The organism is Hydrogenophaga sp. SNF1, assembly GCF_034421675.1.
Classification (GTDB): domain Bacteria; phylum Pseudomonadota; class Gammaproteobacteria; order Burkholderiales; family Burkholderiaceae_C; genus Hydrogenophaga; species Hydrogenophaga borbori.
The window spans coordinates 2653365-2669743 of record NZ_CP139793.1; the positions used below are offsets into that span (position 1 = coordinate 2653365).

General features: G+C 69.9%; 16 protein-coding genes. 5 read left to right on the forward strand and 11 right to left on the reverse strand.

The window, feature by feature from the left end; genetic code table 11:
* Positions 1-32 precede the first annotated feature (32 nt).
* Complete coding sequence (locus SOM08_RS12635; RefSeq protein ID WP_322469052.1) at positions 33-992, reverse strand: TAXI family TRAP transporter solute-binding subunit; 960 nt, start codon at positions 990-992, stop codon at positions 33-35.
* A gap of 214 nt (positions 993-1206) precedes the next feature.
* Between SOM08_RS12635 and SOM08_RS12640 the strand changes: the two genes are divergently transcribed.
* A complete protein-coding gene (locus tag SOM08_RS12640) occupies positions 1207-2184 on the forward strand; it encodes a tripartite tricarboxylate transporter substrate binding protein BugE (protein ID WP_322469053.1) in 978 nt (325 codons plus the stop codon).
* An 8-nt stretch (positions 2185-2192) separates the two neighbouring features.
* Positions 2193-3110: a site-specific tyrosine recombinase XerD gene (gene xerD / locus SOM08_RS12645; RefSeq protein WP_116957011.1), complete on the forward strand. Its 918-nt coding sequence runs from the start codon at positions 2193-2195 to the stop codon at positions 3108-3110.
* 6 nt (positions 3111-3116) lie between these two features.
* On the opposite strand, the gene SOM08_RS12650 is transcribed toward xerD, so the two are convergent.
* The 5 genes from SOM08_RS12650 to SOM08_RS12670 all read right to left on the reverse strand — a co-directional run bounded on the left by SOM08_RS12650 (position 3117) and on the right by SOM08_RS12670 (position 8722).
* Positions 3117-3701, reverse strand: a complete 585-nt coding sequence (locus SOM08_RS12650) for a DUF1439 domain-containing protein (protein ID WP_322469054.1) — start codon at positions 3699-3701, stop codon at positions 3117-3119.
* A 31-nt stretch (positions 3702-3732) separates the two neighbouring features.
* Positions 3733-5217: a sensor histidine kinase gene (locus SOM08_RS12655; RefSeq protein ID WP_322469055.1), complete on the reverse strand. Its 1485-nt coding sequence runs from the start codon at positions 5215-5217 to the stop codon at positions 3733-3735.
* On the reverse strand, positions 5214-6242 hold the full coding sequence (locus SOM08_RS12660; protein ID WP_245980753.1) for a sensor histidine kinase: 1029 nt from the start codon (positions 6240-6242) through the stop codon (positions 5214-5216). The genes SOM08_RS12655 and SOM08_RS12660 overlap by 4 nt, the downstream gene beginning before the upstream one ends.
* Before the next feature lie 195 nt (positions 6243-6437).
* On the reverse strand, positions 6438-7832 hold the full coding sequence (gene dbpA, locus SOM08_RS12665; RefSeq protein ID WP_116957015.1) for an ATP-dependent RNA helicase DbpA: 1395 nt from the start codon (positions 7830-7832) through the stop codon (positions 6438-6440).
* 26 nt (positions 7833-7858) lie between these two features.
* Entirely contained in the window at positions 7859-8722 is an 864-nt protein-coding gene (locus SOM08_RS12670) for a ferritin-like domain-containing protein (protein WP_322469056.1), read from the reverse strand.
* Positions 8723-8770: 48 nt separating this feature from the next.
* On the opposite strand from SOM08_RS12670, the gene SOM08_RS12675 reads away from it, so the two are divergent.
* Together SOM08_RS12675 and SOM08_RS12680 are read left to right on the forward strand one after the other, a co-directional pair.
* Entirely contained in the window at positions 8771-9295 is a 525-nt protein-coding gene (locus tag SOM08_RS12675) for a gamma carbonic anhydrase family protein (RefSeq protein WP_116957017.1), read from the forward strand.
* A gap of 34 nt (positions 9296-9329) precedes the next feature.
* Positions 9330-10307, forward strand: coding sequence for an Hsp33 family molecular chaperone HslO (locus tag SOM08_RS12680; protein ID WP_322469057.1), 978 nt, complete (start codon positions 9330-9332; stop codon positions 10305-10307).
* Between the two features lie 3 nt (positions 10308-10310).
* Here SOM08_RS12680 and SOM08_RS12685 read toward each other — a convergent pair whose 3' ends face one another.
* From SOM08_RS12685 to SOM08_RS12705, 5 genes are read right to left on the reverse strand one after another with little or no spacing between them, the layout of a single operon-like run.
* The gene (locus SOM08_RS12685) at positions 10311-10838 is read right to left on the reverse strand and encodes an ATPase (protein WP_322469058.1); all 528 of its coding nucleotides are present in this window, start codon (positions 10836-10838) and stop codon (positions 10311-10313) included.
* 35 nt (positions 10839-10873) lie between these two features.
* The gene (locus SOM08_RS12690) at positions 10874-11149 is read right to left on the reverse strand and encodes a septum formation initiator family protein (protein ID WP_070399922.1); all 276 of its coding nucleotides are present in this window, start codon (positions 11147-11149) and stop codon (positions 10874-10876) included.
* Positions 11150-11163: 14 nt separating this feature from the next.
* Positions 11164-12447 carry a phosphopyruvate hydratase gene (eno, locus tag SOM08_RS12695; RefSeq protein ID WP_116957020.1) on the reverse strand — a complete coding sequence of 428 codons (1284 nt, stop codon included), beginning with the start codon at positions 12445-12447 and terminating at the stop codon, positions 11164-11166.
* A 48-nt stretch (positions 12448-12495) separates the two neighbouring features.
* Positions 12496-13353, reverse strand: a complete 858-nt coding sequence (gene kdsA / locus SOM08_RS12700; RefSeq protein WP_116957021.1) for a 3-deoxy-8-phosphooctulonate synthase — start codon at positions 13351-13353, stop codon at positions 12496-12498.
* Between the two features lie 22 nt (positions 13354-13375).
* Positions 13376-15046 (reverse strand): CTP synthase, encoded by a 1671-nt coding sequence (locus SOM08_RS12705; RefSeq protein ID WP_116957022.1) that lies wholly within the window; start codon positions 15044-15046, stop codon positions 13376-13378.
* 113 nt (positions 15047-15159) lie between these two features.
* Here SOM08_RS12705 and coaBC point away from each other — a divergent pair, with 113 nt between their 5' ends.
* The gene (gene coaBC, locus SOM08_RS12710) at positions 15160-16377 is read left to right on the forward strand and encodes a bifunctional phosphopantothenoylcysteine decarboxylase/phosphopantothenate--cysteine ligase CoaBC (protein WP_116957023.1); all 1218 of its coding nucleotides are present in this window, start codon (positions 15160-15162) and stop codon (positions 16375-16377) included.
* Positions 16378-16379: the final 2 nt, after the last annotated feature.

Genomic DNA, 16379 nt, shown 5'->3' on the forward strand with positions numbered 1-16379 from the left:
CCGTGCGGGGCCGTGTGTTCAAGGCAGAAGGGCTATTTGATGAGGCCCGCTTCCTTGTAGTAGCGCTCGGCGCCCGGGTGCAGGGGAACCGGCATGCCCTTGATGGCATTGGCGGGGTTGATGGCCTTGGCCGCGTTGTGCGCGGCGTGCAGCTTGTCCAGGTTGGCGTAGAGCTGTTTGGCCATCTGGTAGGCCAGTTCATCGGACACGCCCGAATGCGTGACGAGGAAGTTCGGGATCGCCGCCGTGGGCACATCGGCCGCCTGGCCGCCGTAGGTGTTGGCCGGGATGGTGGCCGGCTGATAGGCCGGATCGCCGACCTTCGCGACGACCTCGGCGGGGATCGGCACCACCACGATCTTCACGGCCGTGGCCAGGTCGCGGATAGAGGCCACCCCCAGGCCGGCGGACTGCAGCGTGGCGTCGAGCTGGCGGTTCTTGATGAGCTCGACCGATTCGCCGAACGGCAGGTACTCCACCTTGCCCAGGTCCTGGTAGCTCAGGCCCGCGGCCTTGAAGATGGCGCGGGCGTTGAGTTCGGTGCCCGAGCGCGCGGCGCCCACGGACACACGCTTGCCCTTCAGGTCGGCCAGGGTCTTGATGCCCGAGTCCGCGCTGGCCACGATCTGGATGTAGTTGTTGTAGGTGGCCGAGAGGCCACGCAGCTTGTCGAGCTTCTTCGGGAAGCCGGCCTCGGCGTTGCCGTTCCAGGCGTCGGACACCGCGTCGGCCAGGGAGAAGGCCAGTTCACCGCGGCCGGCCTGCAGCAGGTTGAGGTTTTCGGCCGACGCCTTGGTCACCTGCGCGGTGGCACGCGCGTTCGGAATGCTCTGCCCGTACACCTGCGCCAGCGCCACGCCGAGCGGGTAGTACACGCCGGCCTGGCCACCGGTCAGCACGTTGACGAACTGCTGTTGCGCCAGGGCGGCGCCACTGGCGGCGAGTGCGGCGGCCAGGCTGATGCCCAGGCCGATGTGGCGGATCAGACGCATGTGATGTCTCCTGATGTTGTGGTGGGTGAGGGATGGGCGACCTTAACCCAGGGTTCGGCCCCCGCGCTTCGCGGGAAACGCGTAGGCGGCCCCGGGTTTTCCCCAGGCCGTACCACCCCCAATTCGGGGCGCGCGCCCGTGGCCCACAATGGCGCCCACTGTGGGCACGCGATTTGCGAGCCGCGGTCCTTACCGTTCCTCTGGAGTGAATCGCATGACACAACGCCGTTTCTTCAACCTGGCGTCTTTGGCTGCCGGTCTGGTTCTTGCCGCCGGCCCGGCGCTGTCCCAGGGTTTTCCCAGCAAGCCCGTCACGCTGCAGGTGCCGTTCGCGCCCGGTGGCACCACCGACATCATCGCCCGCGTCATGTCCGAACCGCTGGGCAAGGCACTGGGCCAGAACGTGATCGTGCTCAACCGCGCCGGCGGCGGCGGTGTGGTGGGGGCGCAGGAACTGGCGCGCGCCACGCCCGACGGCCACTACATCGGCGTGGCCACGGTGTCGACCACGGCGGCCAACCCCGCGATCAACCCCAAGATCCCGTACGACACGCTCAACGACTTCACACCCATCATGAACATCGCGGCCACGCCCAACGTGATCGCGGTGCACCCCAGCTTCCCGGCCAAGGACTTCAAGGCCTTTCTCGAAGAGGTGAAAAAGAACCCCGGCAAGTACAGCTACGCCAGCTCGGGCACGGGCGGCATCGGCCACCTGCAGACCGAGCTGTTCAAGAGCCTGACGGGCACCTTCATCACGCACATTCCCTACCGCGGCGCGGGCCCGGCCCTCAACGACACCATCGGCGGCCAGGTGCCGATCATTTTTGACAACCTGCCCTCGGCGCTGCCGCACATCCTGGGCGGGCGCCTGATCGCGCTGGCGGTGGCGGCGCCGCAGCGCGTGGCGGCCCTGCCCAACGTGCCCACCTTCAAGGAAATGGGCCTGGAGCCGGTGAACCGCATGGCCTACTACGGCCTGATCGGTCCCAAGGGCCTGCCGGCCGACGTGGTGAACAAGATCCACGCCGCCGCCGCCGAGGCGCTGAAGGACCCGGCGGTGCGCAAACGCATCGAGGACACCGGCTCGCTGGTGGTGGGCAACTCGCCGAGCGAGTTCGCGGCGCAGATCAAGGCCGAGTTCGAGGTCTACAAGCAGGTGGTGGCCAAGCAGAAGCTGCGGCTCGACTGATTCGGCGGATGGCCCCCAGCAAGAAGGCCGACGAGCACCCCACGCTGTCGGCCTTCATCGACAGCCTCTGGCTCGAAGAGGGCTTGTCGCGCAACACCCTGGATGCCTACCGCCGCGACCTGGCGCTCTTCGACGCCTGGCTGCGCGGCCAGGGCAAGGCCTTGCCCGAGGCGCTGGAAGCAGACATCCACGGCTACTTCGCCGAGCGCCACGCGCAGACGCGGGCCAGCACCGCGAACCGCCGCCTCACGGTGTTCCGCCGCTACTACCGCTGGGCCCTGCGCGAGCGTTTCATCACCGCCGACCCGACCCTGCGGCTGGCGCCGGCGCGCCAGCCGCTGCGTGTGCCCAAAACCTTGAGCGAAGCCCAGGTGGAAGCCCTGCTGGCCGCGCCGGACGACGACACCCCGCTGGGCCTGCGCGACCGCAGCATGCTGGAGCTGATGTACGCCAGCGGGCTGCGCGTGAGCGAACTGGTCACCCTCAAGACCTGGCATCTGGGCCTGGCCGAGCAGGTGCTGCGCATCACCGGCAAGGGCAACAAGGAGCGGCTGGTGCCTTTCGGCCAGGTGGCGGGCGACTGGCTGCAGCGCTACCTCACCGAAGGCCGGCCGGCGATCCTGGGCGGCCTGGCGAGCGAGGACCTGTTCGTCACCTCGCGCGGCGCGCGCGCCGGCTCGGCCATGACGCGCGTGATGTTCTGGCAGCTGGTCAAGCGCTACGCGCGCGAGGCCGGCATCACCGCGCCGCTGTCGCCGCACACCCTGCGCCACGCCTTCGCCACCCACCTGCTCAACCACGGTGCCGACCTGCGCGCCGTGCAGATGCTGCTGGGCCACGCGGACATTTCCACCACCACCATTTACACCCATGTGGCGCGCGAGCGGCTCAAGACGGTGGTGGCGCAGCACCACCCGCGCGGCTGAGGGCCGTCAGAGCGGCTTGAGGACCAGGCCGATCACCAGTCCCGTCTCGGTCACGGTGATGGGGCCTGGCTGCAGGCCCATGGCCTCCACTGCCTTCAGGTCCTGCGGCTGCAGCTGGTGCAGCACCACTTCGCGCAGCGACTGCTCGGCCAGCGCGGGAGCGTAGGCGTTGAGCATGTCCACCACCTCGGGCCGCAGCGTGGGAAAGCGCAGGCGGCTCAGGTGCAGCTGCCGCGCGCGCAGCGTGCGGTCGCTGGCCTCGTAGCGCAGGGCGAAGTCGACGTCGAAACCGCCCTGGTGCGCGCGGTGGAGGGCCGGGCCGCTGGCCTGTACCGCCATCTCGGCGAGCAGTCGGTTGCGTTGGGGCAGCAGGCGCAGGCGGGGCGTCTGCAGGTCCAGGTTCAGCACGCCGGGCACCGGGTAGCGCAGTGGGAAGCGCTGCGCCAGCGCCTGCTGCATCTGCTCGGTGGAGACGGCGTACCCGGGAGGCTTGTCCTGGTCTGTGTCGGCGTCCGCCGCGCGGGCCGGTGCCGTGGCGCCGAGCGCGGCGGGCAGGCAGGGGAGGGACAGGAGCAGGGTTCGGCGTTGCATGGGCCGTTGGAGGCCCACCCGCCGCGAGGGTTCAGCCGCCCAGCGTGAAGTACACCGTGGCGCCCCGGCCCACCTCGCCCTGGGCCCAGATCTCGCCGCCGTGGCGCTGCACGATGCGCTGCGCGATGCTCAGCCCCAGGCCCGAGCCGCCGTAGTGCTGCTCGTCGTGCAGGCGGAAGAAGGCGCCGAAGAGCTTGTCGGCGTGGACCATATCGAAGCCGCATCCGTTGTCGCGCACGAAGTACACCACCCGCCCGTCCTCCTCCTGCCGGCCGATCTCGATGAGGCCCTGGTCCCGCCCGCGCGTGAACTTCCAGGCGTTGCGCATGAGGTTGTCGATCACGCTGCGGATCAGGGCGTGGTCGGCCTGCACGCGCAGGCCCTCGGCCACCTCGACGCGCATCTCGCGCCCGGGTTCGGCCTCGCGCAGGGCGCGCTCCACCTCGCGCGCCTGCGCGCCCAGGTCCACCTCGGCGCGGTACAGCGGCGCGCGCGACAGCTTGGACAGGCTCAGCAGCGCATCGATGAGTTCGCCCATGCGGTGCGCCGCGTGCGACATGCGATCGAGCATGCGGCGGCCGTCCTCGCCCAGCGCGGCGCCGTGGGTTTCGGCCAGGATCTGTCCCAGGCCCGAAATGGCGCGGATCGGTGAGCGCAGGTCGTGCGCGGCGGTGTGGCTGAAGGCTTCCAGCTCGCGCACGTGCTGGCGCAACTCGGCGGTGCGCTCCAGCACGCGGTCTTCGAGTTCTTCGTTGACGCGCTGCATCGCCAGGCGGGCCTGTTCGCGCTCCGTGACGTCCTGCACCACGCCGCGAACCCGGCCGTCCGGATCGGCCACGGTGTCGAGTTGCAGCCAGCGGTGGCCGCCGTCCATGGCCCGCGCGCGCAGGGTGTGGCGCCGCGGCCCGGGCTGCGCCCAGTCGTCCCCCAGGCGCTCGCGCTCGGCCTCGTCCAGCCGCTCCAACAGGGCCGACAGCGGGTGCTCCCCGGCCGGGTCCAGTCCCAGCCGCTCGGCCGGCGGCCCGCTCAGGCGCAGGCGGTCGGCCGCGGGCAGGCAGTCGATCAGCCCCATGGCCGCGGCGTCCAGCGACTGGCGCAGCAACGCCTGGCTCTCGCTCAGCGCCGATTGCATCGCGTGGCGCTCCAGGGCCATCTGCACGGTGGCGTGCAGCTCGCGTTCGGAGAAGGGCTTGATGAGATAGCCATAGGGCCGCGTGCGGCGCGCGCGCTCCAGCGTGGTGTCTTCCGAGTACGCGGTGAGGTAGATGATGGGCAGATCGAAGTCGCGGTTGAGCGCGCGGGCCAGCTCGATGCCGTCCATTTCGCCCTTGATGTGGATGTCCATGAGCACCAGGTCGGGCCGCTCGCGCGAGACCAGCGCCAGGCCCTCGGCGCCCGATTCGGCCAGGCCGGTGATGCGGTAGCCCATGTGCTGCAGCCGCTGCTGCAGGTTGAAGGCGACGATGCCTTCGTCTTCCACGATCAGGATCTTCGATGCACTCGCCGCTGCCGTCATGCCTCCGCCTCCAGGTCGAAGCGCAGCGTGAACCGCGTGGGGTTCGCGCGCTGGATGTCCAAGCTGCCGTTGAGCTGTCGCGTGAGCAGCTGCACAAGCTGCAGCCCCAGCGTGGTGGTCTGTTCGAGGTCGAGCGTGCCGGGGATGGCGTGGCCGTCGTTGCTGACGGACAGCTCGATCGTGCGCTCGCCATGCTGCTGCACGGACACCGTGATCTGCCCACCGCGCCCTTGCGTGAAGCCGTGCTTGAGCGCGTTGCTCACCAGCTCGTTGATGACCAGGCCGCAGGGGATGGCCTCGTTGATGGGCAGCTTGACCTCGTGCGCGTCGATGGCGATGGACACCAGGCCCGCCACCGAGCGGTAGGACTCGGTCAGGCTGGGCAGCAGCTCGTCGAGGAAGCGCTGGAAATCGACGCGCGCGAAGTTGCGCGACTGGTACAGCGTCTGGTGGATCAGCGACATCGAGCGGATGCGGTTCTGGCTGTCGCGCAGCACCTCCACCACCTCGTGGTCGGCCAGCTTGAGGGCCTGCAGGTCGAGCAGGCTGTGGATCACCTGCAGGTTGTTCTTCACGCGGTGGTGCACCTCGCGCAGCAGCAGGTCCTTCTGCGTGAGCGCGTCCTGGATGCGCTTTTCGGCCTGTTTGCGTTCCGACAGGTCCAGGATCACCGACAGGATCATGGGCCCCTCGTCGGTTTCCACCGGGTTGATGCCGATTTCCACCGGGAACTCGCTGCCGTCCTTGCGCAGGCCGCTCAGGTCGCGGCCCAGGCCCATGGGGCGCGCACTGGTCTCGGCCAGGAAGCCCTGGCGGTAGTGCGGGTGCGCGGCGCGAAAGCGCTGGGGGATGAGGGCCTCGACGGGTTGGCCGATGAGCTCGCTGGCTTCGTAGCCGAACGTGGTCTCGGCGAGCTGGTTGAGGCGTGTGATCTGGCCGCGCTGGTTCACCACGATCATGGCCACAGGCATGCGGTGGAACGCCTGGCCCAGGTAGTCGTCGAGTTCGATTCGGTTGCCGGGCATGCCAAACGTTCCTCCTCGGTGCATGTTATGTCACCAAACGTATCGGCTCAAGCGGGGCAGAGATTGAGCCCGTCGTGACCCCGCTCATTGCGCAAGGCGTCACGGCGCCGGGCTGTCCCACAAAGGGTTAACCCTTGTCCTTGGATCGGTGGCGCAGCGGGCGGTGCCCCGGTGTGGGCGCCGGCCCGGTGGGGCTCAGTCTTCCAGCACGCGCACCTTCACGCCCTTGCCTTTGATGCGGCCGGCGTTCAGCCGGCTGGCCGCCTGCTGCGCGATCCCGCGCTCCACCGCGACATAGGTGGACCAGTCGTTGACGTTGATCTTGCCGACCTGTTCGCGCGTGTAGCCCAGGTCGGCCGTGAGCGCGCCCAGCACGTCGCCGGGGCGGATCTTTTCCTTGCGGCCGCCCTGGATATGCAAGGTGGCCATGGCCGGCAGCAGCGGGCCCTGGCCGGTGGGCACCAGCTCGCTCACGGGAGACCAGTTCGATGCCTGGCCTTGCAGCTGCTCGATGCGGCCCACGCTGCCCATTTCGTCCAGGCTGGCCAGGTTCAGCGCCAGGCCGCTTTCGCCCGCCCGGCCGGTGCGGCCGATGCGGTGGATGTGCACCTCGGGATCGGGCGTCACGTCCACGTTGATGACGGCGGCCAGGCTGGCGATGTCCAGGCCGCGCGCGGCCACGTCGGTGGCCACCAGCACCCGGCAGCTGCCGTTGGCGAAGCGCACCAGCACTTGGTCGCGTTCGCGCTGCTCCAGCTCCCCGAACAGCGCCAGCGCACCGATGCCCTGGGCCCGCAGCACGGCCACCAGGTCGCGGCACTGCGCCTTGGTGTTGCAGAAGGCCAGCGCGCTGGCGGGGCGGAAGTGGGCAAGCAGGCGACCCACCGTGTCCAGGCGCTGGGTCTCGCTCACTTCGTACCAGCGCTGCTCGATCTGCGCGCCCGCGTGCTGGGCCTCCACCTTCACGGTGACGGGCTCGCGCATGAAGCGCGCGCTGAGCTGGGCGATGCCTTCGGGGTAGGTGGCGGAGAACAGCAGGGTCTGGCGCGCCGCGGGGCACTGCCTGGCGACAGTGGCGATGTCGTCGAAAAAGCCCATGTCGAGCATGCGGTCGGCCTCGTCGAGCACCAGGGTGTTGAGCGCGTCCAGCCGCAGGCTGCCGCGCCCCAGGTGGTCCATGACCCGGCCCGGCGTGCCCACCACGATGTGCGCGCCGTGCTCCAGCGAGGCCAACTGCCCGCGCAGCGGCACGCCGCCGCAGAGCACCACCACCTTCACGTTGTCCGCCGCGCGCGCGAGGCGGCGGACTTCGGTGCTCACTTGGTCGGCCAGCTCGCGCGTGGGACACAGCACCAGCGCCTGCACGGCGAAGCGGCGCGGGTTCAGGTTGGCCAGCAGCGCCAGGGCGAAGGCGGCGGTCTTGCCGCTGCCGGTCTTGGCCTGGGCGATGAGGTCCTTGCCCAGCAGGGCCGGCGGCAGGGCGGCGGCCTGGATCGGCGTCATGGCCGTGTAGCCCAGCTGCTCCAGGTTGGCCAGGGTGGCGGGGGACAGGGGGAGGGCGCTGAACGCGGTCGGGGAAGCGGAAGTCATCCCCGGATTGTCCGGGTTCGCCCCGTTCAGGGTCCGAGCAGGGCGTCCAGCTCGGCCTGGGTGAAGCCCGCCGCCCGTCGGGCGGTGTCGTTGAACGGCGGCCTCAGCCGCGGCGCGGCGTGCTCGCGCGCCAGCACGCGGTAGTGCGCCACCGGCTCCAGCCCGCGCTGCGCGCACAGCCAGGCGTACCAGCGGTTGCCCACGGCCACGTGGCCGATTTCGTCGCGCAGGATGGTGTCCAGGATCTCGACCGCGCGCTGCGCTTCCTGCTTGACCTCGCGCGCCGTCACCTGGCGCAGGCGCGACTGGATCAGCGGCGTGGCGTCCAGGCCGCGCGCCTCCAGGGTGCGCGGCACCAGGGCCATGCGCGCCAGCGGGTCGTGCTGGGTCTTCACGCACATCTCCCACAGGCCGTTGTGGGCGGGGAAGTCGCCGTAGTCGTGGCCCAGTGCCTGCAGCAACTCGCGCAGCAGGCCGAAGTGCGTGGCCTCCTCGTGCGCCACCTGCAGCCACTGGCGGTAGAAGTCCAGCGGCAGGCCGGGGAAGCGCCACAGCGCGTCCAGCGCCAGGTCGATGGCGTTGAACTCGATGTGCGCGATGGCGTGCAGCAGGGCCGCCAGGCCGTCGCGCGTGAAGGGCGAGCGCTGGGCCACGGCCTGCGGCGGCACGAGTTCGGGGCGCGCCGGGCGGCCGGGCAGGGTGGCGCTGGCCAAGGGGGCGATGGGCGCCTGCGCGGCCCAGGCCGCCCCGTCCTGCGCGCCCAGGGCGCGCCAGCGCGCCCACAGCGCCTGCGCCGCCGCTGCCTTGGCCGTGGGATCGGCCGTGCACAGGGCCTCCAGGGCCTGCTCGCGCAGGCTGGCGGGCGTCTCGGCGGGTACGGTGAGGGGCATCCCTACAATTCTAGGTTTCGACACCCGAGCACCCGAGGAGACTGCCGCATGGCTTTGTACGAACTCGATGGCGTGGCGCCGACGATGGCCGATTCGGCCTGGGTCGCGGACAGCGCGCAAGTCATGGGCAACGTGCACCTGCACGAAGACAGCAGCGTCTGGTTCGGCGCGGTGCTGCGCGGCGACACCGAGACCATCACCGTTGGCCAGGGCAGCAATGTGCAGGACGGCACGGTGATGCACGCCGACTACGGCTTCCCGCTGGTGGTGGGCGAGCGCGTGACCATCGGCCACCAGGTGATGCTGCACGGCTGCACCATCGGCGACGAGTCGCTGATCGGCATCGGCGCCACCGTGCTCAATGGCGCGAGGATCGGCAAGAACTGCCTGGTGGGCGCGCGCGCCCTGGTGACCGAGGGCAAGGAATTCCCCGATGGCTCCATGATCCTGGGCAGCCCCGCCAAGGTGGTGCGCCAGCTCACGCCCGAGCAGATCGAGGGCCTGCGCCGCAGCGCGGCCCACTACATCGAGAACGCCCAGCGCTACCGCAAGGGCTTGAAAAAGACCGGCTGAGCGCCACCTGTGCCGCTTTGGTCGAAGGAACCCCGTGTCCGAGCTCCACAAATTCGTGTTTGAAGGCCTGCCGGTGCGCGGCATGCTGGTGCGCATCACCGACGCCTGGCAGGAGATCCTGCAGCGCCGCGCGCAGGCCGGCGGCTACCCCACGGCCGTGACCGAGCTGCTCGGCGAGATGACGGCCGCGGCCACGCTGATGCAGGCCAACATCAAATTCAACGGCGCCCTGGTCATGCAGATCCATGGCGACGGCCCGGTGAAGCTGGCCGTGGCCGAGGTGCAGCCCGACCTGAGCCTGCGCGCCACCGCGACGGTGGCCGGCGAGGTGGCGGACGACGCGCCCCTGTCGCACATGGTGAACGCCACCAACCAGGGCCGTTGCGCGATCACGCTCGACCCGAAGGACCGCCAGCCCGGCCAGCAGCCCTACCAGGGGGTGGTGCCGCTGTTCGGTGACCGCCGCGAGAAGCTGGAAAAGCTCAGCGAGGTGATCGAGCACTACATGCTGCAGAGCGAGCAACTCGACACCAAGCTGGTGCTGGCGGCGAACGACAAGATGGCCGCCGGCCTGCTGATCCAGCGCCTGCCGCTGCAGGGCGAGGCCAACCTGGCCGGCCAGTCGCAGCAGCGCGACGAGGACCAGATCGGCCGCAACGAGGACTACCAGCGCATCGCGATCCTGGCCAGCAGCCTCAAGCGCGAAGAGCTGCTGGGGCTCGATGCCGACACCATCCTGCACCGCCTGTTCTGGGAAGAGAACCTGCGCCGCTTCGACCCGCTGCTGGCCGGCGCGGGACCCCGCTTCGCCTGCACCTGCTCGCGCGAGCGCGTGGGCGGCATGCTGCGTTCGCTCGGGCGCGAGGAGATCGAGTCCATCCTGGAAGAGCAGGGGCAGGTGGAGGTCAACTGCGATTTCTGCGGCGCGCAATACACCTTCGATCCGGTGGATGCGGCGCAGGTGTTCCTGCAGCCGCTGGCGCAGCCGCCCGGGACCGATCGGCCGCAGTGATCCTCAGCCGCCGCCGCGGCGCGCGAGCAGGGCGCTGAACAGCCGGTGCTCGCAGTCGGGGTCGCTGCAGGCCTCGCAGGCCCAGCGGCCCGAACCGTCGCGCAGCAGGGGGTCGTCGGGCAGCAGCTCGCGGCCCAGGGCGGCCCCCACGGCGCGCAGCGCGGCCTGCAGGCGCCGCGCGCCGTGGCCATAAACCGTCTGGAAGCCGATGCCCGCGCCTTGCAGCTCGCGGCGCAACAGGGTGTCGGTGGCCTCGCGCACGGCGGGGCTGTCGCTGAGCCGGCCGCCGGGTACCCAGGGCAGATCCAGGCCCATCAGCAGCGTCAGGCCGATGCGGCGCTGCGCGGCCAGGGCTTCGGGCCAGAGGCCGCGGTCATTGAAACGAAGCTCGTTGTGGGCCGCCGCCATCAGCGCGGTGGCGTCGGCGATCACGACCCCGGCGATGCCCCGCGCGTCCAGGGCCTCGCGCAATTGGCGCGCCAGTGTGCGCTTGCCGGTGAGCGGCCCGCCGAGCAGTGCCACCGTGAGCATGGGACGGCCAGGGAAGGGCGCCGATCCGCGGCGGATCAGCGCGCGATCTGCACGAAAACCTCGTTGGGCTTGACCATGCCGAGGTCTTGGCGCGCCAACTCCTCGACCATCTCCAGCCCTTCCTGGAGGTCGCGCAGCTCGCTGGCGATCTGCGCGTTGCGCTGCCGCGCCAGCTCGTTCGCCTCCAGCTGGGCGGCCAGGTCGCGGCGCAGCTGCGCCACCTGCGGCACGCTGCCCCGGCCGAACCAGAGCTGCGCGTGCAGCACCAGCAGCAGCGCGACCAGCAGGCCGGGGATCAGGCGGTTGGCCATCGGGGGCGTGGCGGTCAGCGCAGGTTGTAGAAGGCGGCGCGGCCGGGGTACACGGCCACTTCGCCGAGGTCTTCCTCGATGCGCAGCAGCTGGTTGTACTTGGCCATGCGGTCCGAGCGCGAGAGCGAGCCGGTCTTGATCTGGCCGGCGTTGGTGCCCACGGCGATGTCGGCGATGGTGTTGTCCTCGGTCTCGCCACTGCGGTGGCTGATCACGGCGGTGTAGCCCGCGCGCTTGGCCATCTCGATGGCGGCGAAGGTTTCGGTCAGCGTGCCGATCTGGTTGATCTTGATGAGGATCGAGTTGGCGATGTCCTTGTCGATGCCTTCCTTCAAGATCTTGGTGTTGGTGACGAAGAGGTCGTCGCCCACCAGCTGCACCTGCTGGCCCAGGCGCTCGGTGAGGACCTTCCAGCCGTCCCAGTCGCCCTCGGCCATGCCGTCCTCGATGCTGACGATGGGGTACTTGTCGCACCAGGTGGCCAGCATATGGGTCCACTCCTCGGCGCTGAGCTTCAGGCCCTCGCCGTCGAGCGCGTACTGGCCATCCTTGTAGAACTCGCTCGCGGCGCAGTCCAGGCCCAGCGCGATCTGGTCGCCCGGGGTGTAGCCGGCGGCCGAAATGGCGTCCATCAGCAGTTGCAGCGCGGCCTCGTGGCTCTCGACGTTCGGCGCGAAGCCGCCTTCGTCGCCCACCGCCACGCTCATGCCCTTGTCGTGCAGGATCTTCTTGAGCGCGTGGAACACCTCGGCGCCCCAGCGCAGGGCCTCGCGGAAGTTCGGCGCGCCCACGGGGATGATCATCAGCTCCTGCAGGTCGAGGTTGTTGTTGGCGTGGGCGCCGCCGTTGATGACGTTCATCATGGGCACGGGCATCTGCACCGCGCTCATGCCGCCGAAGTAGCGGTACAGCGGCAGGCCGGCTTCCTCGGCGGCGGCGCGGGCCACGGCCATGGAGACGGCCAGCATGGCGTTGGCGCCCAGGCGGCTCTTGTTCTCGGTGCCATCGAGGTCGATCAGGGTCTTGTCCAGGAAGGCCTGCTCGGAGGCGTCCAGGCCCAGCACGGCCTCGCTGATCTCGGTGTTGATGTGCTCCACCGCCTTGAGCACGCCCTTGCCCAGGTAGCGGCTCTTGTCGCCGTCGCGCAGCTCGATGGCCTCGCGCGAGCCGGTGGACGCGCCCGAGGGCACGGCCGCGCGGCCCATGACGCCGCTCTCCAGCAGCACGTCGCACTCGACGGTGGGGTTGCCGCGGCTGTCCAGCACTTCGCGGCCGACGATGTCAACGATGGCACTCATGAATCAAGGGTCCTCAGGTTCGGAAAGTCAAAGAAAATTGGGCGCGGCTCAGGCGTTGAAGCGGTCCTCGAGGTAGCCGTTCCTTTTGGTCACGGCGTCGAGCGCGAGCAGGGTTTCGAGCAGCGCGGGCATGTGCTTGAGCGGCACGGCGTTCGGGCCGTCGCTCAAGGCCTTGGCCGGGTCGGGGTGGGTTTCCATGAACAGGCCGGACACGCCGACCGCCACGGCGGCGCGCGCCAGCACGGGCACGAACTCGCGCTGGCCGCCCGAGCTGGTGCCTTGCCCGCCGGGCAGCTGCACGCTGTGGGTGGCGTCGAACACCACCGGCGCGCCGGTCTCGCGCATGATGGCCAGGGCCCGCATGTCGGAGACGAGGTTGTTGTAGCCGAAGCTCGCGCCGCGCTCGCAGGCGAGGAAGCTGTCCTCGGGCAGGCCGGCGTCGCGGGCCGCGTCGCGGGCCTTGTCGATCACGTTCTTCATGTCGTGCGGCGCGAGGAACTGGCCCTTCTTGATGTTCACCGGCCGTCCGCTCTGCGCCACGGCGCGGATGAAGTCGGTCTGGCGGCACAGGAAGGCCGGCGTCTGCAGCACGTCGCACACGGCGGCGGCGGGGGCGATGTCGTCCTCGCTGTGCACGTCGGTGATGACGGGCACGCCGAGCTGGGCCTTGACCTTGGCCAGCACCGCCAGGCCCGCCTCGCGGCCAGGGCCGCGGAAGCTCTTGCCGCTGCTGCGGTTGGCCTTGTCGAAGCTGCTCTTGAAGATGAAGGGGATGCCCAGCGAGCCGGTGATCTCCTTCAGCCGCCCGGCCACGTCCATCTGCAGCTGCTCGGACTCGATGACACAGGGGCCGGCGATGAGGAAGAAGGGCTTGTCCAGGCCGACGTCGAAACCGCAGAGCTTCATCGTGGGGCTCTCCGTCGGGGCCTCAGGCCACGGCCCGGGCGGGCCGGCGCTGCGCCTGGTGGGTCAGCGCCGCCTTGATGTAGGCGTTGAACAGCGGGTGGCCGGCCCAGGGCGTGGACTTGAACTCGGGGTGGAATTGCACGCCCATGAACCAGGGGTGCACGGACTGCGGCAGCTCCACGATCTCGGTGAGGTGCTCGCGCTGGGTCAGCGCGGAGATCACCAGCCCGGCCTGGCGCAGCTGGTCGAGGTAGTTCACGTTGGCTTCGTAGCGGTGGCGGTGGCGTTCGGTCACCACGTCGCCGTAGATGCTGTGCGCCAGCGTGCCCTTGGCCACGTCGGAGCTTTGCGCCCCCAGGCGCATGGTGCCGCCGAGGTCGGAGTGGGCGTCGCGCTGCTGGATGCTGCCGTCGGCGTCCTTCCACTCGGTGATGAGGGCGATGACCGGGTGCGGCGTGCCGGGTTCGAACTCGGTGCTGTTGGCGTCCTTCAGGCCGGCCACGTGGCGCGCGTATTCGATGGTGGCCACCTGCATGCCCAGGCAGATGCCCAGGTAGGGCACTTTCTGCTCGCGCGCGAAGCGCGCCGCGCAGATCTTGCCCTCGATGCCGCGCTTGCCGAAGCCGCCGGGGACCAGCACGGCGTCGAAGCGACCCAGCACCTGGGCCACGTTGGCCGGCGTGATGGTCTCGGAATCGACGTACTCGATGGCCACCTTGGCCTGGTTCTTCAGGCCGGCGTGGCGCAGGGCCTCGTTGAGCGACTTGTAGCTGTCGGACAGGTCGACGTACTTGCCGACCATGGCGATGTGCACCGTGCCCTGCGGGTTCTCCACCGCATGCACCAGGTCGTCCCAGCGCTTGAGGTTGGCCGGCGGCGTGTTCAGGCGCAGCTTGTCGCAGATGAGGCCGTCCAGCCCCTGCTCGTGCAGCATGCGCGGCACCTTGTAGATGGTGTCCACGTCCCACATGCTGATCACGCCCCATTCGGGCACGTTGCTGAACAGGCTGATCTTGGCGCGTTCCTCGTCGGGGATGCGGCGGTCGGCGCGGCAGAGCAGGGCGTCGGCCTGGATGCCGATGGCGCGCAGCTCCTTGGCGGTGTGCTGCGTGGGCTTGGTCTTGAGCTCGCCGGCGGCGGCGATCCAGGGCAGGTAGGACAGGTGCAGGAAGGCCGAGCTGTTGGGGCCCAGGCGCAGGCTCATCTGGCGCACGGCTTCCAGGAAGGGCAGGGACTCGATGTCGCCCACGGTGCCGCCGATCTCGACGATGGCCACGTCCACCGCGTCGGGCGTGCCTTCGCCCGAGCCCTTGCGGATGAATTCCTGGATCTCGTTGGTGACGTGCGGGATCACCTGCACGGTCTTGCCGAGGTAGTCGCCGCGGCGCTCCTTCTCCAGCACCGACTGGTAGATCTTGCCGGTGGTGAAGTTGTTGGACTGGCGCATGCGCGTTTCGATGAAACGCTCGTAGTGGCCCAGGTCCAGGTCGGTCTCGGCGCCGTCGTCGGTGACGAACACCTCGCCGTGCTGGAACGGCGACATGGTGCCCGGATCCACGTTGATGTACGGGTCGAGCTTGATGAGGGTGACTTTGAGGCCGCGCGATTCGAGCAGCGCGGCGAGAGACGCAGAAGCAATGCCCTTGCCCAGGGAGGACACCACACCGCCGGTGACGAACACGTATTTGGTCATGACTCGGGCCAGCCCGGGGGCTGGCTCAGGTGGGAAATTCCGATTATAGGTGGCCCCTCCCGCTCGGCCCGTCCACCGGGGCTTCTCGCGGGGCGCTGCTACATTGCGCCTCCATGAGCGATCTCGCGGGAAAACACATCGTGCTGGGCCTCAGCGGTGGCGTGGCCTGTTACAAGGCCGCCGAATTCTGCCGCGGCCTGGTGAAGGCCGGCGCCACGGTGCAGGTGGTGATGACCGAGGCGGCCGAGCACTTCATCACGCCGGTCACCCTGCAGGCGTTGTCGGGCCGCACGGTCTACGGCTCGCAGTGGGACCCGCGCGAGGGCAACAACATGCCCCACATCAACCTCAGCCGCGAGGCCGATGCCATCGTCATCGCGCCGGCCAGCGCCGACTTCATGGCCAAGCTGCTGCATGGCCGCGCCGACGACCTGCTCTCGCTGCTGTGCCTGGCCCGGCCCCTGGAGCGCGTGCCGCTGATCGTGGCCCCGGCCATGAACCGCGAGATGTACGCCCACCCCGCCACGCAGCGCAACCTGGCGCAGCTGCGCGCCGACGGCACCGTGGTGCTGGGCGTGGGCGCGGGCGAGCAGGCCTGCGGCGAAACCGGCGATGGCCGCATGCTCGAACCGGACGAACTGCTCTATGAGCTGGTGCGTCACTTCCAGCCCAAGGCGCTGGCGGGCCGGCATGTGCTCATCACGGCCGGGCCCACCTTCGAGGCCATCGACCCGGTGCGCGGCCTCACCAACCGCTCCAGCGGCAAGATGGGCTTCGCGCTCGCGCGCGCCGCGCACGAGGCCGGTGCCCAGGTGACGCTGGTGGCCGGCCCGGTGGCCCTGCCCACGCCGCGCGGAGTTCAGCGGGTGGACGTGGTGTCCGCGCAGGACATGCAGCGCGCCGTGCTGGCCAGTGCCGACGCGGCCGACGTCTTCATCGCGGCCGCCGCCGTGGCCGACTGGCGCCCCGCCAGCACCTCCGACCAGAAGATCAAGAAGGACGGCAGCGGCGAAGCGCCCACCCTGGCCTTCGTGGAGAACCCCGACATCCTGGCCGGTGTGGCCGCCAGCCCGCGCGCTCGGGCCGGCGCGCTGTATTGCGTGGGTTTCGCCGCCGAAAGCCACGATCTGCTGGCCCACGCCCAGGCCAAGCGCGCGCGCAAGGGCGTGCCGCTGCTGGTGGGCAACATCGGGCCCGACACCTTCGGCCGCGACGACAACGCGCTGCTGCTGGTGGACGAGGCCGGCAGCACCGAGCTGCCGCGCGCCGGCAAGCTGGCCCTGGCGCGCCAGCTGGTGACCGAGATCGCCCGCCGGCTGCCACGCCGCTGAGC

Excerpts from the sequence above, each read along its gene's own strand:
- eno (WP_116957020.1), bottom strand. The coding sequence starts at position 12,447 with ATGAGTGCCATCGTTGACATCGTCGGCCGCGAAGTGCTGGACAGCCGC.
- SOM08_RS12670 (WP_322469056.1), bottom strand. The coding sequence starts at position 8,722 with ATGCCCCTCACCGTACCCGCCGAGACGCCCGCCAGCCTGCGCGAGCAG.
- SOM08_RS12640 (WP_322469053.1), top strand. The coding sequence starts at position 1,207 with ATGACACAACGCCGTTTCTTCAACCTGGCGTCTTTGGCTGCCGGTCTG.
- SOM08_RS12685 (WP_322469058.1), bottom strand. The coding sequence starts at position 10,838 with ATGCTCACGGTGGCACTGCTCGGCGGGCCGCTCACCGGCAAGCGCACA.
- SOM08_RS12655 (WP_322469055.1), bottom strand. The coding sequence starts at position 5,217 with ATGACGGCAGCGGCGAGTGCATCGAAGATCCTGATCGTGGAAGACGAA.
- SOM08_RS12690 (WP_070399922.1), bottom strand. The coding sequence starts at position 11,149 with ATGGCCAACCGCCTGATCCCCGGCCTGCTGGTCGCGCTGCTGCTGGTG.
- kdsA (WP_116957021.1), bottom strand. The coding sequence starts at position 13,353 with ATGAAGCTCTGCGGTTTCGACGTCGGCCTGGACAAGCCCTTCTTCCTC.
- coaBC (WP_116957023.1), top strand. The coding sequence starts at position 15,160 with ATGAGCGATCTCGCGGGAAAACACATCGTGCTGGGCCTCAGCGGTGGC.
- SOM08_RS12660 (WP_245980753.1), bottom strand. The coding sequence starts at position 6,242 with ATGCCCGGCAACCGAATCGAACTCGACGACTACCTGGGCCAGGCGTTC.
- SOM08_RS12635 (WP_322469052.1), bottom strand. The coding sequence starts at position 992 with ATGCGTCTGATCCGCCACATCGGCCTGGGCATCAGCCTGGCCGCCGCA.
- dbpA (WP_116957015.1), bottom strand. The coding sequence starts at position 7,832 with ATGACTTCCGCTTCCCCGACCGCGTTCAGCGCCCTCCCCCTGTCCCCC.
- xerD (WP_116957011.1), top strand. The coding sequence starts at position 2,193 with ATGGCCCCCAGCAAGAAGGCCGACGAGCACCCCACGCTGTCGGCCTTC.
- SOM08_RS12650 (WP_322469054.1), bottom strand. The coding sequence starts at position 3,701 with ATGCAACGCCGAACCCTGCTCCTGTCCCTCCCCTGCCTGCCCGCCGCG.
- SOM08_RS12705 (WP_116957022.1), bottom strand. The coding sequence starts at position 15,046 with ATGACCAAATACGTGTTCGTCACCGGCGGTGTGGTGTCCTCCCTGGGC.
- SOM08_RS12675 (WP_116957017.1), top strand. The coding sequence starts at position 8,771 with ATGGCTTTGTACGAACTCGATGGCGTGGCGCCGACGATGGCCGATTCG.